The sequence below is a fragment of the Beggiatoa alba B18LD genome (genome assembly GCF_000245015.1).
Lineage (GTDB): Bacteria > Pseudomonadota > Gammaproteobacteria > Beggiatoales > Beggiatoaceae > Beggiatoa > Beggiatoa alba.
Map to the genome: position 1 here is coordinate 2,814,571 of NZ_JH600070.1, position 16,221 is coordinate 2,830,791.

At 39.6% G+C, this 16,221-nt stretch carries 12 protein-coding genes; 8 read left to right on the forward strand and 4 right to left on the reverse strand.

Features of this window, described 5'->3' with window-relative positions:
- Nucleotides 1-22: 22 nt before the first annotated feature.
- Entirely contained in the window at nt 23-1,249 is a 1,227-nt protein-coding gene (locus tag BEGALDRAFT_RS11450) for a DUF3419 family protein (protein ID WP_002690128.1), read from the reverse strand.
- Between the two features lie 223 nt (nt 1,250-1,472).
- Between BEGALDRAFT_RS11450 and BEGALDRAFT_RS11455 the strand changes: the two genes are divergently transcribed.
- The 8 genes from BEGALDRAFT_RS11455 to mnmA all read left to right on the forward strand — a co-directional run bounded on the left by BEGALDRAFT_RS11455 (nt 1,473) and on the right by mnmA (nt 11,882).
- Nucleotides 1,473-3,515, forward strand: a complete 2,043-nt coding sequence (locus BEGALDRAFT_RS11455) for a motility associated factor glycosyltransferase family protein (RefSeq protein WP_002690133.1) — start codon at nt 1,473-1,475, stop codon at nt 3,513-3,515.
- 592 nt (nt 3,516-4,107) lie between these two features.
- On the forward strand, nt 4,108-5,517 hold the full coding sequence (locus BEGALDRAFT_RS11460) for a hypothetical protein (protein ID WP_002690135.1): 1,410 nt from the start codon (nt 4,108-4,110) through the stop codon (nt 5,515-5,517).
- A 54-nt stretch (nt 5,518-5,571) separates the two neighbouring features.
- Nucleotides 5,572-7,005: a hypothetical protein gene (locus BEGALDRAFT_RS11465; protein WP_002690136.1), complete on the forward strand. Its 1,434-nt coding sequence runs from the start codon at nt 5,572-5,574 to the stop codon at nt 7,003-7,005.
- A gap of 205 nt (nt 7,006-7,210) precedes the next feature.
- Entirely contained in the window at nt 7,211-7,567 is a 357-nt protein-coding gene (gene erpA / locus BEGALDRAFT_RS11470; protein ID WP_002690137.1) for an iron-sulfur cluster insertion protein ErpA, read from the forward strand.
- A 106-nt stretch (nt 7,568-7,673) separates the two neighbouring features.
- Nucleotides 7,674-8,303, forward strand: a complete 630-nt coding sequence (locus BEGALDRAFT_RS11475; protein WP_002690138.1) for a hypothetical protein — start codon at nt 7,674-7,676, stop codon at nt 8,301-8,303.
- 28 nt (nt 8,304-8,331) lie between these two features.
- On the forward strand, nt 8,332-9,861 hold the full coding sequence (gene murJ / locus BEGALDRAFT_RS11480; protein WP_269719565.1) for a murein biosynthesis integral membrane protein MurJ: 1,530 nt from the start codon (nt 8,332-8,334) through the stop codon (nt 9,859-9,861).
- A gap of 15 nt (nt 9,862-9,876) precedes the next feature.
- Entirely contained in the window at nt 9,877-10,806 is a 930-nt protein-coding gene (ribF, locus tag BEGALDRAFT_RS11485; RefSeq protein WP_002690140.1) for a bifunctional riboflavin kinase/FAD synthetase, read from the forward strand.
- Nucleotides 10,803-11,882, forward strand: coding sequence for a tRNA 2-thiouridine(34) synthase MnmA (gene mnmA, locus BEGALDRAFT_RS11490; RefSeq protein ID WP_198284696.1), 1,080 nt, complete (start codon nt 10,803-10,805; stop codon nt 11,880-11,882). Before ribF ends, mnmA begins: the two co-directional genes overlap by 4 nt.
- Nucleotides 11,883-12,016: 134 nt before the next feature.
- Here the strand turns inward: mnmA and BEGALDRAFT_RS11495 are convergent, their stop codons facing one another.
- The 3 genes from BEGALDRAFT_RS11495 to gyrB form a co-directional block, all read right to left on the reverse strand.
- Nucleotides 12,017-12,586 (reverse strand): BglII/BstYI family type II restriction endonuclease, encoded by a 570-nt coding sequence (locus BEGALDRAFT_RS11495; protein ID WP_002690143.1) that lies wholly within the window; start codon nt 12,584-12,586, stop codon nt 12,017-12,019.
- Complete coding sequence (locus BEGALDRAFT_RS11500; RefSeq protein WP_002690150.1) at nt 12,583-13,542, reverse strand: DNA-methyltransferase; 960 nt, start codon at nt 13,540-13,542, stop codon at nt 12,583-12,585. Before BEGALDRAFT_RS11500 ends, BEGALDRAFT_RS11495 begins: the two co-directional genes overlap by 4 nt.
- A gap of 108 nt (nt 13,543-13,650) precedes the next feature.
- Nucleotides 13,651-16,068, reverse strand: coding sequence for a DNA topoisomerase (ATP-hydrolyzing) subunit B (gyrB, locus tag BEGALDRAFT_RS11505; RefSeq protein ID WP_002690151.1), 2,418 nt, complete (start codon nt 16,066-16,068; stop codon nt 13,651-13,653).
- Nucleotides 16,069-16,221: the final 153 nt, after the last annotated feature.

Here is a 16,221-nt window from a genome sequence, read left to right on the forward strand (position 1 = left end):
CGATTCGCTCCCGCAAGATGGGTTAAGCTAAGGAATAAATATGGAAACCGCCATAAATCGCTGAACGGTCTTGTTTAAACAATTCTTGTGAACGTTGTTCTTCATAAACAAAACGCGCCCGTAATGCTGTGGGCAATGCGGTTTCGATGGGGGATTCTGGGGACGCAGTGCGGAAAATAATCCGTGTGCCTGCTTTACCAACGCGGGCAATTTCTTGCCAGAGTTCTGTTAAGGCTTCAGGGGTCATCCAATCTTGTGAATCTAAAAAGACAAAGCGGTCTAGGCTCGCATTAGGTTGTTTGCGTAAACAGCCCATTAATGAAGTCACATGTGTTTCTACGCGGTGCACATTGTCTTTTAAAACACCAAAATGTTCGGGTTTTAAATAGTCAGGAATTGCAATGCGTTTTTCATGGTCATAGCTTGAACTAAAGGCTTGCCATGCAAAATAATTATTGTCGATGGGGAATTGACATGAAAGGCGTTTGACCCGTTCGCGGTATAATTTAACTAAATTACCGTCGGACTCTTCTTTCATGTAATCATACTGTTGTGGTGGAATGCCTAAGCTGAAAACAGCAAAAGAGAAATTGCCGATTAATTTAACAAACCAATGGTCAAATAAGGGCGCGATTTCTTCCGCGAAAATCTTTTCTTGATCGCTGATAGAATTTGCTTGCAGAATTTTGCTTAAATCATAGCCTGCAACTTTTGATAATTTATGCAAAAAGCGCATGAAATAGCCAAAACGGGCTTGACGATATAAGCCTTTAGTAAAAAAGTGAACTCGTGCAGAGGATTTTGTAAAAGAAGTCGGTTTTTCCCAAAAATTAACCGATTCAGCGTCTAAATGCGGTTTAATATAAGTTTGATACTTCTCAAAGTTTTGCGGGCGATCACCATACCCAAAGAAATCATAAAAATCATCATAATGGGGTAAGTGCGCTAAAGCCGCTAATTTAAAACGGGTTAAGTGCATGTGATACTGGTTTAAATCGACAGCAACAATCGCAGCGGGTTTTTCAATCAGATAATTCAGAATATTACAACCACCAGAGGCAATGGTTAAAATTCGACTTTCAGGGGTTAATTGTAAGGCTTGTAAATCAACTTGAGGGTCTTCCCAAATTTGGTTATACACAAAGCCGTTAAACCAGAAGCTAAATAACCGCTCTAACAGACCCTGACGACTCATTAATTCATTCTGATGAACCGCCGTTTTTAGTAACTCAGCAGACACTGCACTCATGTTTCATTTCCCGTTTGTCATGGTGTTTGTATGATCTAAGAGATACTAATCAATACAAATGACGGTTTGATGACATCTATTTTGCAGTTTTTTGACGAAAAAATAGGATTTACCCGTATTCTATTCGTCTCCAGATTTCTAAAACGACTTGCTATCTCTACCTATGCACATTAGGCTTATGTGCAATTCAAATATTGCTTAAACAAACCATTAGAAAATAACGATGAGCTTACGATTTATTCACGAATTAAAACGCGCCACTGCTAAAAAACGCATGAAAATGTTGTTTGAAATGCAGGAGAAAAATTTTAACTATTTAAAACCCCGCAATATCGACCTTGCGAATACGATTAAGCATGTCGGTACGGGCGATTTTCGCGTGAGTATTACCCCTGACTTTTTGGAAATTTCGCATATACCGTCAAAAGCGTTATGCCATCCTGATGACGGACTTTATAAATATATCAGCGAATTAGGCTATTGGCATCATACAGGTTGGGTGGATAAACTCAAGGTTTTACATGAAATCCCTATTGGTATAGAACATGGACAACGGGTGATGAGTTTGGCGGAGAAACTGCACGCAATGTTTCCTGCTATTCATCAACGAATGTTAGCGGGTACGATTAGTTTGCCCCGTTTAGCCGATGGGCGACGCTTTTCTGGCTCAACGGTTTTTCTTGGAACATTCATCGGATTACATATTTTACAGTATCTACAAACAACAGAAATTCGAGATATTGTCATTGTAGAACCTGATATTACCCGTTTTTCTTTATCTTGCTTCTTCGTGGATTATGCCGAGATAGAAAAGCGTTTCGGGCGGTTAGTGCTACACGTTGGCGCAGATATGCCTGAAAATCCGCAGTCTTTATTAATTGACCATTCACCGATTACATCAACAGTTTGGCTACGTTTACTCCCCGCTTATCCCTCCGATGATTTTAATAATTTAATTCAACGTTTTGAGCTACATTGGCGGGGACTTTCTGAGGTTTTCGTCCCTTATGACCGTGAAGTGCGTAACTTGTGTTATGGGGCGCGTAATTTAAAGAATAAAACACCGATTAATAACCAATCGCCAACTTTATCGGATAACAGCCGTATTGCTATCGTTGCGAGCGGACCCTCACTCGATAAAGAAATGCCGTGGCTTAAGGCAAATCAAGATAAACTCATTATTTTTGCGGCGCACTCCGCTGTTCGCGCCTTAAAACGCAATGGTATCCGCCCTGATTTTCAATGCAGTTTAGATACTGAGTTAGACCCTGAATTATTAGATAAATTAGAGCTAGACCCTGATATTCCTTTTATTTCCTATTACAAAGCGAATCCTGATTCTTTAAAACGCTTTAAAACCGTTTTATTAGTCAACGAATCAGGCAAAGCGAATCCTGTTCATTTTAAACGACCATTAATTTATACCCACCCCACAACAGGGAATCTAATGGTTGCAACGGCTGCTTTTGCTAAACCCAAAACACTCTATTTAGTCGGTTTAGACTTAGGGTTTCACCAAACATCTGAGCAAGACCACGTTAAAGACTATTGGGCATATCAATCTGAAGAAAACACTGAAAACCCAGCAGAAAAACCAGATTTAACGCAGAAAGAGGGGATATTGCCCGCCGCAGCAAACTTTCCTGAAAGTGAAGGAAAAATTTATACGCAAGCCTATCACAACATTGCTCGTCGTTCAGTAGAGGGGCAAATTAGTCTTTTAAACTCAAGCATTAAGATTTTTAACTTATCTGATGGGGTAAAAATTGCGGGAACAGAACCTTGTCATAGTGAAACCCTTGAACTATCTAACTATCCAGAAAAAAATAAGGATTTAGCACTGTTTCAGGCGGCTTTTACAGGTGAAAAAGCAGATGTTTGGGAATTATATAAAACTGCGGGAGAACAAGTTTTAGTTACTTTACGCGAATCGTTGTATCAAGCAATGAATGCTAAAAAATTTGATTGGCTAAAATTTGCCCAATCCCTTGATAGTGCGTGGACATCCGCGTTAACCAGTTGTTTACAAAAAGAGTTTGGTGATTTGCGTGTAGAGGCTTATAGCAAATTAATTACTGACTTACTGGTTGCGTGGTATCGCATTATCATCTTCACAGAAACGCCAAAAGAAACTGAGCAAGTCTATCGCCAAGGTTTAGAAGTCTTATTAGCCGTTTTAAACGAGTTAGAATGGCCAACTGAACTGAAAACGTTTGAAATGGAGTTTTCTACCGAATCGCCTGAAAATTTATCAGTGACAGAATAAACAGACATTTTAGTTTGTTGTGATAAAAATGCAACAGTGTAGTATTATTAGCCACTTAACTGCATTAAGTGCCTTGTTATGCGGATTAAGCATACCTGATAAGGTTTTTAATACTACACACTCTCAATTTATTTAATTGAAATGTCATAAATAAAAAATACTTTTATAAATAAAATATTAGTGCATATATTCTCTATCTTTCTTAACTATTAACAAATAATTCCTGAAAGATAAGGTTTGCCACTTATACAGCTACCAACATTTTTTAACCTATGCTGTGAAGTTCTCCACTTAACTATAATTTTAAGTTATCAATAAGATATAGTTACTATTCATAGGGAATTACAGCACCACATATCTACTTAACAATACCGTTTAGTCATTATCAAAACTGTTTTAAGCAGATTCTTTTGCTAATTTGATACTACATGAATGGTTAGATCAGGTAGAATAAGCTCGCGTTTTTTATCTATTTCTAACATCAATTGAAATCACTGTTAATATAGTTTATGCTAGGGATATACGTGATTACTGCGTGTTTTATTAGTCTGCGTAAATCGGTATTGACTAACTTGATTCAGGAGTTAACACAATGAAAATGAAAAATACTACCCTTACGGTAGCTATTGCAGCCGCATTAGGAATGGCATCCACTAATGCGTTTGCGAGTGTGTTTATCAATGGTACAAACACAACAGGTACAGTTTACTTAGCAGAAGAAGCCCCCCTAGCCTCAGGTGGCACAATTGTAAACACTGCTTCTGACCGTTTATTATTAGGATTCGAGACTGTTCCTAATTACACTGTTAGCTCCGCTAACCCGCTGTTTATCAAATTAGCACTGAAAGATGGGTTAAAGTTTCCTACATCAGGTACTCCCTTATTGCTTTGTGGTATTGAATCTGGCGGTTCATACGCCTCTACCTCTGCTGCTTATTCTACTCAAGTCAACGTAGCGAGAACACAAGTAACCTTTAGTATTAAAACAGGTTACAAAATGGTAAGTTCTTGCGTGGTCTATCCACAAAGTACCGCAACAGATACAGCAACTTATGCTGGCTTAACCACAAAAACCACTAAAGCTGTTTCCGCATTAATTGAATACAAAAAAGCCTTAGCTAATGCGACTACTGCTTATATTGGTGATTTTATCTCCTTCAAACAAGGTGCGACTGTTCTGATTTCTGCGGTAACAGATGCAAATACCGCTGCTAATGCAGTCATTGATGTTAAAGAAACTTCCCAAAAATTCACCACTGCGACCATTTTTAGCACCACCACTGCATTAGTTGGTTATGCTAAATATTCCGCAACCCCAAGTGTTGGTGTTGCATCAACCAGTGGTTCTGTGTCTGTCACAGCCATACTGAGTACAGCAACCCTCACAATTAATGGTCCTGGTGTTGCAGCCGCCGCTTCATTTAGCTTAAGCACTGCAAGTGATTGTACCAATACGGCAGGCAGTGCTGTACCTTCTGGAACTAGCGTCAGCTTTACTGATATTGACCCATTAGATTTAGAAGATGGTCTCAATATTTGTATGATTGTTAATGGCACAACTGCAATCGATGCTGGTCAATTAACCGCAACGGTTGGTGGTGTTGAAGTGACTGATTGGGAACCTGTCTTTGGGGATCCTAACCAAAATATTCACAAACTCACCAAAAATGGTGCGTCTTTCCGTGTTTTAAATATTCCTAACACCACCTTAGCGGATAAAGCGTATATTCGTTTATACAATACCAACGCATTTAACGTAACAGTGCGTGGCACAATGTACGATCAAACAGGTGCAACCATTGGTTCATCTCAAGTCATTGCAACCTTAACCCCCAATCAAGTGACCGTGCTTGATGCAGCTGGATTAGAAGGCATGTTTGGCACGTGGGCAGCTAGAGCGCGTTTAGTCCTCGATGTTGAAGCCTCAGAGTTCAAAGTGCAAGCCACCCTGCGTACTCGTAGTGGTGTGTTAATGAACATGAGTTCTGAAGCATCTGACTAATCTTTCATTCAATATTGAACTATACGTATCTGTTAGTTTATGGAGATGAGTAAAATGAAAAAGCGTTCTATTTTAGCAACAGCGGTTGCCCTGACTTTGAGTGGCGCCTCTTCCGTGATGGCGGCAAACATCGATTTAGGGGCTTCTAGCATTACCCCAGCTTACTTTGCCAGTGAATTACCTGATTCAACGTCAGTCATTTTAAGTGGTGGGTTCACATTTTCCCTGCCCGTTCCTAATTATGCAGTTGATACCAACAACCCTTTCTTTATCAGCATTGCATTAAATAATGGGGCTCAGTTTAATACGGCATTAAACAGCACGGGTTCAATTTCATGTATGGCACGCTCTGCTGGAGAAGCAACAAGCAGTTCATATGACTTGAGCTTACAAGTGGGTGGTGGTGCTAGCACAAATAACGCAACCTTCCAATTGCAAGCGACTGCTGGTAATACTCGTACAATCGTCGCTCAAGCAAGTGGATGTGAACTTTATATTCCAGATATCAAAATGACTTCTGGTTTAAAAGACATCTCAATTTCTGCCGTTATTTCTTACATTGATGGTTTCACCACCATTACAACTTCCTATGTTGGCACTTTTATCTCCTATAAAAATGCCCTGAAGATGACCTACACCCCAGCCACTGATGCTACTGTGGATGTAACCCAATCATCTACCCAGTTTATTGTTGGTAACACCAATAAAAACACAGCCTATTTAGGCTCTGTTTCATACGCCAATATTATGCCAGCACCTGCAACAAATGAATCCCAAGGTGCGTTAACTGTTGGTAGTGTCATCGCTGATGATGGTAAATTAACCTTAGTTAGCCCCGCTTTTGGTGCAGTGAATTCTGGTTCTGGTGGGGTTTACTTAGCTTCTACCAATACTTGTGCTGATAGTGCTATAGGTTCATTGACTAAAGCAACAGGTACAACCGTTACTTTCTCAAGCATTACAGCGGCGGAAGTCCTAGCTGGCGTTCATGTCTGCCTCAAGGTTGACGGCAACACAGCTATCAGTAAAGGGACTGTTGGTGCTTCTTTTGTAGCTAGCGCACAACCTGGTTTTGGCAAAAACTATAGACCTTCTTTCGGTGTTGCTTCTTTCTTAGCAAATATCGTGAAGAATGGTGCAACGGTTAAAGTGTTAAACGTTCCTAATCCTAATGTTGTTGACCAAGCCTTTATTCGTATCAATAACATGAGTGCTCAAGCAGGTCGCATTTTAGGCACACTGTACGGACAAGATGGGGTTCAATTAGGAACTGCAGGTGTTGAACTTGCTAACTTAACTGCTTACCAAGCAACTGTTTTAGATGTCACTGCCATTAAGACCTTATTTGGTGTTACAACATGGACAGGCAGAGCATGGTTACAAATCGATGCTGAAGTTTCTAATGTTGCAGTACAAGGTTTAATCCGTACCTCCGACGGTACATTAACCAACATGTCCGATGGTGCTGCTGCTGTAGGTTCTAACTAATCGTTAGTATCTTATCTGCGGATAGTTCCTTAAGATAAAAATAAGGGTAGCGAATCAAATCGCTACCCTTTTTTATTGTAATTGAAGAAAAAAGCGATAAAATCTTCCTGATTACCTAGCAAAATTCTCAACTATTGAATTTTCTACGATTGAAACTTACTATAATAGAGCAGGAATATTCCTAATTACGAGCGAGGTTTACTGAATGAATGCTGTTGCTGAAGAATTAACACCCTCCCCTTTACTGTTTACTGACAACGCAGCTGTTAAAGTCAAGCAATTGATTGAAGAAGAGAACAGTGGAGATTTAATGTTACGTGTGTTCGTGCAAGGGGGCGGTTGTTCTGGTTTCCAATATGGTTTCACCTTTGATGAAAACATTCAAGACGGTGATACTGTTGTAGAAAACCAAGGGGTTAAATTATTAATTGACCCGATGAGTTTTCAATATTTAATCGGTGCGGAAATTGACTACACAGAAAGTTTAGAAGGTTCACAATTTGTGATTCGTAATCCTAACGCAACGACAAGCTGTGGTTGTGGTTCTTCCTTTTCTGTATAATAATTTGCGCTAACAAATCTATTAGTTTTTAAAACTAAACGGATTTTAAAACGGTATTTTAGAGAGGCGGACATTGTTCCGCCTTTCGTATTTATGAGGTCATAAAATGTCAAACGCACAAGAAATATGGGAACTGTTTCGAGAAACAACCCTGAAATTCCAAGAAACCGACCGACAATTTAAAGAAACCGACCGTAAGATTCAGGAATTAAGAAAATCTTTAGCCGAAGAACGTCAAGCAACAAGAGAACAGCTTCAAGAATATACACGCGCAGCAGAACAACGTTCAAAAGAATTAGATAAAAAAATTGGTGCTTTGAGCAATCGGTTAGGCGAATTTGTGGAAGGCTTAATTAAACCCAGTGTGGTACAGCTTTTTCAAGAACGTGGGATTGATGTTCATGTTGTCACTCGTGATGTAGAGGCTAATAATCCTAAATTAGGTTTAGCAACTCAAATTGATTTATTAGTAATTAATGGTGATTGTTGCATTTTAATTGAAGTAAAAAGTCATTTAAGTCAAGATGATGTTGATGAACATATGGAACGAATGGAAAAATTTAAGCCGCTTTTTCCACAATATAAAACGCATAAAGTTCTGGGTGCGGTTGCTGGCATTGTGATTTCTGACAATGTTGCAAAATATGCATATCGCAAAGGTTTTTTTGTCATCACCCAAAAAAGTGATACCGCAGTTATTTTAAACGACGCTCAATTTCAAGCAAAAGCATGGTAAAAGGAAGATTATTCTGAGTAAAAAACTGCTGAAATCAACCGCAATGGTGGGGGGATTAACTTTAGTATCCCGCCTTTTAGGCTTTGTCCGCGATATGGTCATCGCTCATGCATTTGGCGCAGGTGCAAGTACCGATGCTTTTTTAGTCGCTTTTAAAATTCCTAATTTTATGCGACGTTTATTTGCAGAAGGTGCATTTTCTCAAGCCTTTGTACCGATTCTGAGCGAGTATAAAACACAACGCGATATGCTGAGTGTTCAACAATTAGTCAATCGTGTTGCGGGCACATTGGGGCTAGTCTTATTTCTGGTGACGGTTGTTAGCATAATAGGTGCGCCTGCTTTAGTCGCATTATTTGCCCCTGGTTTTTGGGATGAAACGGAAAAGTTTTCCCTCACCGTTGAAATGTTGCAAATTACCTTTCCTTATCTATTTTTTATCGCCCTCACCGCCTTTGCTGGGAGTGTCTTAAATACTTATGGGCGTTTTGCCATTCCTGCCTTCACACCTGTTTTACTCAACCTCTGCATGATTATCGCCACGCTATTATTTACGGGATTATTTGAACAGCCCATTATGGCATTAGCATGGGGGGTTTTATTTGCAGGTATTGCACAATTTATCTTTCAACTACCGTTTTTACGGCAAATTGACATGCTTCCAACCCCACAAATTGCATGGCATGATGAGGGCGTACAACGCATTTTAAAATTGATGTTGCCTGCCTTATTCGGCGTATCAGTGACACAAATCAATTTGCTGGTTGATACCTTAATGGCATCCTTTTTAGCCTCTGGTAGCGTTTCATGGTTATATTATGCTGACCGTTTAATGGAATTTCCTGTAGGCGTATTTGGGCTTGCGCTTGCAACAGTCATGTTGCCAAACCTGTCTAAAACCATCGCTAAAGGTGACTTGCATCATTACAATGCCATGTTAAATTGGTCTATGCGCTGGGTTTTTTTAATTGCAACGCCTGCAACGGTTGGCTTAATCATCCTTGCTCAACCCATGTTAACGACCTTATTCCGTTATGGGCAATTTAGCGAGCATGATGTCTTGATGACCAGTTACAGCTTAATGACATATTCCATTGGTTTATTAGGCTTTGTTATGGTGAAAGTATTGGCTTCTGGTTTTTATGCCCGCCAAGACACACGCACCCCTGTCCGTATTGGGGTTATTGCCATGTTGACCAATATCAGTTTAAACATACTTTTTATTATCCCGTTACAACATGCAGGGCTGGCTCTTTCAACCGCAATCGCGGCATTAGTCAATGCTTATTTACTGTATTATTATCTAAAACAACAAGGAATTTTACAGTTACAAGCAGGCACAAAAGCCTTTTTATGGCGAATTATTGTTGCAAATGGAGTGATGGGCTTTATGCTCTGGTTTAATAGTGGACAAATGGCAGATTGGCTCGTCTTGCCCAGTTATATGCGGTTGTTGCATCTATTAACTTGGATAAGTCTTGGTATGCTCGTTTATGCCTTGATACTGTTCGCGACTGGTTTACGTTTTCACCATCTTAGCTTGCATATTGATGATTAATAAAAGCACTGTGATATGGAACTAATTCGAAGTCTTGCTCAACTTCGCCCCCAACATCGGGGCTGTGTTGCAACCATTGGTAATTTTGACGGCGTACACCGTGGGCATCAGGTAATTTTAAAACAATTACAACAACATGCGCAGGCTTTACAACTCCCAACAACGGTTATTATTTTTGAACCACAACCCCAAGAATTTTTCGCGCCCGACCGCGCCCCGCCTCGTCTAACCCGTTTACGTGAAAAACTCATTGCGTTTCAACGTTACGGCATAGACCGTGTTTTATGTTTACGTTTTGCAAAAACCGCATTGTTAACAGCCGATACATTTATTCAAACGATTCTTATAGAAGGCTTAGGCATTCAATACTTAGTCGTGGGCGATGATTTCCGCTTTGGTAAAGGACGGACAGGAGATTTTAAATTATTACAACAAGCTGGGATGCAAGCAGGATTTCAAGTTGAAAGTCAACATACATTCATTGTCGACGGCGACAGAGTCAGCAGTACCCGTATTCGTCAAGCCTTACGTCAAGGAGATATGCAACTCGCGCAACAATTACTAGGACATCCTTACACACTCTCAGGACGTGTTCGCCATGGTTTCCAGCGCGGGCGTACTATTGGTTTTCCTACCGCGAATATTTTTCTTCACCGTCATGCCTCACCTGTCAATGGTGTTTTTGCCGTGCGCGTTCATGGGTTAGAAACCTATCCCATTAATGGTGTTGCTAATTTAGGCACACGCCCGACAGTAGATGGACAAGATTTATTACTAGAAACACACCTATTCGACTTTCAACGCATGATTTACGGACACTATGTCGACGTGGAATTCGTTAAAAAAATTCGTGAAGAACAACGCTTTGCTTCTTTTGAAGCCCTCAAACAACAAATTCAAATCGATGCTGCCACAGCACGAACTTATTTAGAAACACATTCATAATGGCTGAAAAAATTATTGTTGGCATATCTGGCGGGGTCGACTCCTCCGTCACGGCACTGTTATTGAAACAACAAGGCTATGATGTCAGTGGTCTGTTCATGAAAAATTGGGAAGAAGACGACACTGCGACGTATTGTAGCGCGGCAGAAGATTTGCGCGACGCAAAAGCCGTCTGTGAGCGTTTAGACATTCCCTTACATACCGTCAACTTTGCAACGGAATACTGGGATAACGTTTTTGAACATTGTTTACAAGAATTCCAAGCAGGGCGCACGCCTAACCCAGATGTTTTATGCAATCGTGAAGTTAAATTTAAAGTCTTTTTAGAACACGCCATGCGCTTAGGCGGACAACGTATTGCAACGGGACACTACACCCGTCAACGCTGTGTCGATGGAGAATATCAACTGCTCAAAGGCTTAGACCCCAGCAAAGACCAAAGCTATTTTTTATATTTATTAGGTCAATCACAACTGGCGCAAAGCTTATTCCCTATCGGTGAAATTCATAAAAATCAAGTGCGGGCTTACGCAGAACAAGCGGGCTTAATCACCCACGATAAAAAAGACAGCACAGGGATTTGCTTTATTGGTGAGCGTCCGTTTAAAAGCTTTTTAGAACGTTATTTACCTGCTCAACGGGGTCGTATGGAAACCCCTGATGGGGATTATGTCGGCGACCATGACGGCGTAATGTATTACACCATCGGACAACGGCAAGGCTTAAACATTGGGGGACGCGCTACAGGTTCGGGCGAAGCATGGTATGTTGTTGCTAAAGATATTCCTAATAATCGTTTAATCGTCGCTCAAGGGCATAATCACCCCTTATTATTCCGCCAAACCTTACAAGCGGAACAATTACATTGGATTAGTGGACACGCGCCGACAATCCCTTATCGTTGCTATGCAAAAACCCGTTACCGTCAACCTGATCAGGCTTGCAGGATTACTACGCTGGAAAATGACCGTTGCGAAGTACACTTCGACCAACCACAACGCGCGATTACTGCGGGTCAATCCGTTGTTTTCTATCAAGGGGAAGTTTGTTTAGGCGGGGGGATTATTGTTGGATAAGATAAACCTGAGTTCGGCGAGATTTTTTAAAAAAGACAACAACTTGTCTGAATCAGGATTTTCAGAATTAGCAGAATTTAAACCCCTTAAACTAAGAAATTAATGCGAATCACTTTATGATACGTTTACTATAGTTAAGGCGCGATTCCTAATATTAAAACAGGCAAATCAATATTAGAAACGCCTCTATTTTCTAAATCCCAAACAAATTGCTCAAAATAGCTTACACCTGTGGACATTTCATCTGCTAAATCTTTAATAGGCACAATTTCAACGCCAACAGTTATACCTGCTAATTTGGAAAAAATAGTCATTTTGGCGCAAACGTTATAAACCATAAAAGCATATTTACCAAATTGAACCTCAACGCCCACTTTTTCCTTTAAAAAATCCATATCTCGATAGGGAGCTTTTCCCATTGATTTAGGGACATAACCATTAATATAATAATCGTTTGAATAGTTACATTCTATTTTATGATTAGACCACTTTTTTAAAGCAAAAAAATTTTTAAATTGTGTGTTTAATGCTTTTGGACTAAATAAAAGTTCATCTAATTTAGTTTGTTCTTCACTTATCTTATTTTTACATGCTACCGCATCAACTTGTAAAATAACATCTTTAATTTCAATAAGTAAGCTAGAATACTCACGTTCAATCTTCTCTTTACCTTGATTAAAAGAATATTCTGCGGCAATTATCATAAGAGTTTCCCTTGTTCTTTTTTTAGCGACTCAGGCAGTTGTGCAATTTTTCCTGTGGGTATATAAACAGGTTTGCCTAACTCGCGCTTTTTTAAACAGCCATTCTCTAAGTCACTTATTCTTGTTTTAATTATATCAACATATTGTTTTTCTTTATCAACACCGATTGCTCGACGATTATGCAATAAAGCAGCAAGTAAAGTTGAACCAACCCCCATAAAGGGATCAAGTACGATACCATTTTCAATACTCAGTGCTAGAACAAGTCTTTCCACTAACTCAATGGGATACTGGCAAGGATGTAGTGTTTTTTCAGGATGATTTGATTTAACGTTAGGAATATCCCATAAACAACTTTCAAAGTCTTGAATGATAATTTCCCAAATATCAGACGGATTTTTGCCATTAGGATTACCTGACAATTGTCCCTTTTTTTCCCCTTTAAAATGTTTCTTTCCTGGATATTTAGAAGGAACACGTACATTATCTAAATTGAAAATATAATTATCACTTTTAGAAAACCATAATATGGTTTCATAACGTCCTGAAAATCTTTTTTGTGCATGTAATCCGTGCCCAAAATACCAAATAATTCTATTTCTGAGTTTCATCCCTAAATCAAACTTAAAAATATCATAATAATAAATATCTAAAGGAAATACTTCACCTTTCTCAACGTAATTACCAACTTGCCAACAAAAATTTCCTTCAGGCTTTAAGATTCTGTAACATTCAGCAATAACTTGTTTTTGAAAACTTAAATAATCTTGGAATACCTTTCTACTCTCATAAGACTTTCCTAAATTGTACGGTGGCGAACTTACAATTAACTCGACGGAATGAGTTGGTATTGTTTTTAACAGTTCTAACGAATCTGTATTAGCAAGCAGTACATCAAAAATAGGCGTATAGAAATTGCTCTCTATAAGATTTAAGGTATTTAATTTGGGTAACATTTTTGATTCAGTTTTTAAACAGGTCGTTAAAATGCTCGCTGTTATCAAAAAACACTGATGATACAGCGAGCATTTCTTACGCTAACTATCGTTCATAAGCAGTTTTAATTAAGCATCCAAATTCATCACATGCAAGGCGTTTTTCTCGATAAAATCCCGACGGGGTTCAACTTGCTCACCCATCAAAATACTAAAGATTTCATCACATTTCACCGCATCCTCAATACCAACTTGTAACAAATGACGGGTTTCTACACTCATCGTTGTTTCGCTCAATTGTTCAGGGTTCATTTCCCCTAAGCCTTTATAGCGTTGAATATGCAAACCACGACGCGCTTCACTCATCAGCCAGTCAATCACTTGTTTAAAGTGTGTGACTTCTTGCTTTTTATCACCCCGTTGTACAAATGCACCTGCTTGCAACAACCCTTCTAACTTCGCTTGTAAACTGGCAATTGCTTGATATTCGCTAGATAAAAAGAAATGTTTGTTTAACAAACTCATTGTTTCAACGCCGTGCGCTGTCATGATAATTTGCGCACTGAAAGATTGTTCATCGGTTTGAGCTTGCAATAACACTTGATATTGATGTGTTGCCGCGCTTAACAGTTGATTTAACTGTTCAAACCATGCTGTTATAACAAGTGCATCAGTGAGTTTTTCCGCTGTGATAATGGGTAAATCGAGCATAGCTTCTAACACATCTGCGGGAATACGACGCGAAATGCGTTTTATCATGTCCATGACCCGTAAATAGTGTTTACATAAATCTTCTAGGGCATTATCCGTTAATGCATCGCCTGTTGCTTGCGGATATAACTGCGCATTTTGTAGGGCTAAACGGATTAAGTAATCATTGAGGACACTATCATCTTTGACATACTGCTCTTGCTTGCCTTTGCTGACTTTGTACAACGGCGGTTGGGCGATATAAATATGTCCACGCTCAATCAATTCAGGCATTTGTCGATAGAAGAAGGTGAGTAATAACGTGCGAATATGTGCACCGTCCACGTCAGCATCACTCATGATGATAATACGGTGATAGCGTAATTTTGCGGGGTCGTATTCGTCTTTACCAATTCCACAGCCAAGCGCAGTAATCAGTGTGCCAACTTCAGCAGAAGATAACATTTTGTCAAAACGGGCTTTTTCAACGTTCAGAATCTTACCTTTGAGCGGTAAAATGGCCTGAAAACGTCTATCGCGCCCTTGTTTGGCAGAACCGCCTGCGGAATCACCCTCAACGATGAATAATTCAGACTTTGCGGGGTCTTTTTCCTGACAATCGGCGAGTTTTCCGGGTAAGCCTGCGATATCTAGCGCACTTTTACGCCGTGTCATTTCTCGCGCTTTACGGGCAGCTTCTCGCGCACGGGCAGCATCAATGGTTTTACCGCAAATAATTTTCGCTTCGTTTGGATTTTCGAGTAAAAACTCGGCTAATTTTTCCGCAGTAACGGATTCAACGACGGCTTTCACTTCGCTAGAGACTAATTTGTCTTTTGTTTGTGAAGAAAATTTCGGGTCATGCACTTTGACAGATAAAACCGCCATTAACCCTTCACGAACATCGTCGCCTGTTGGGACAATTTTATCTTTTTTCAACAAGCCACTTTCTTCTAAGTAGTTGTTAAATGTACGGGTTAATCCCGCTTTTAAACCTGCTAAATGTGTTCCGCCATCACGTTGTGGAATATTGTTGGTAAAACAAAAAATGTTTTCTTGGTAAGACTCATTCCACTGTAAAGCGATTTCTACATTGACATTATCGCGTTCTGTATTGATATAGACGATATTGCTGTGCAACGGGGTTTTGGCTTGGTTTAAATGTTCAACAAAGGACCGAATACCGCCCGCATATTCGAACAAGTCTTCGCGTCCTGTCGCTTCTTCAGATAAACGAATTTTAACGCCTGAGTTTAAAAACGACAGTTCGCGCAGGCGTTTTGCCAAAATATCATAGTGAAACTCGATATTGTTAAACGTTTGCGCACTGGGTTTAAAATGCACTTTCGTCCCCGTTTTCTGGGTTTCACCAATTTCTACCAAATCTTTATCGGGAACGCCATGACGATAGATTTGATAATAAATCTTTTGATTACGATAAATCGTTAATTCTAAAATTTCAGATAAGGCATTAACGACCGACACCCCCACCCCATGCAAACCGCCTGAGACTTTGTAAGTGTTATCGTCAAATTTACCGCCCGCGTGCAAGACGGTCATAATCACTTGCGCCGCTGAACAACCTTCTTCTTCGTGTAAATCCACAGGAATACCGCGCCCGTTATCAATCACGGTAATAGATTGGTCACTATGAATTTCAACACTGATTTCTGTGCAGTATCCTGCTAACGCTTCATCGATAGAGTTATCTACGACTTCAAAGACTAAATGATGTAAGCCTGTCCCATCATCTGTGTCCCCAATGTACATACCGGGTCGTTTTCTAACGGCATCCAAGCCCTTTAAAACTTTAATATTATGTGCATCGTAAGTCGGTTCAGTCATAATGTCATTCATATGCTTATCCTAATATGCTATCAATAGTATTATTTTAGCATTTTTGTCATATTTTGAATATTTTTCATTTCTGATGTTTATTTAACAGTTAGATATCTTTAACTTTTTAAAAAAATTAAATTTTAGTGATGAAATTAAAGCAGTTGAGTCTCT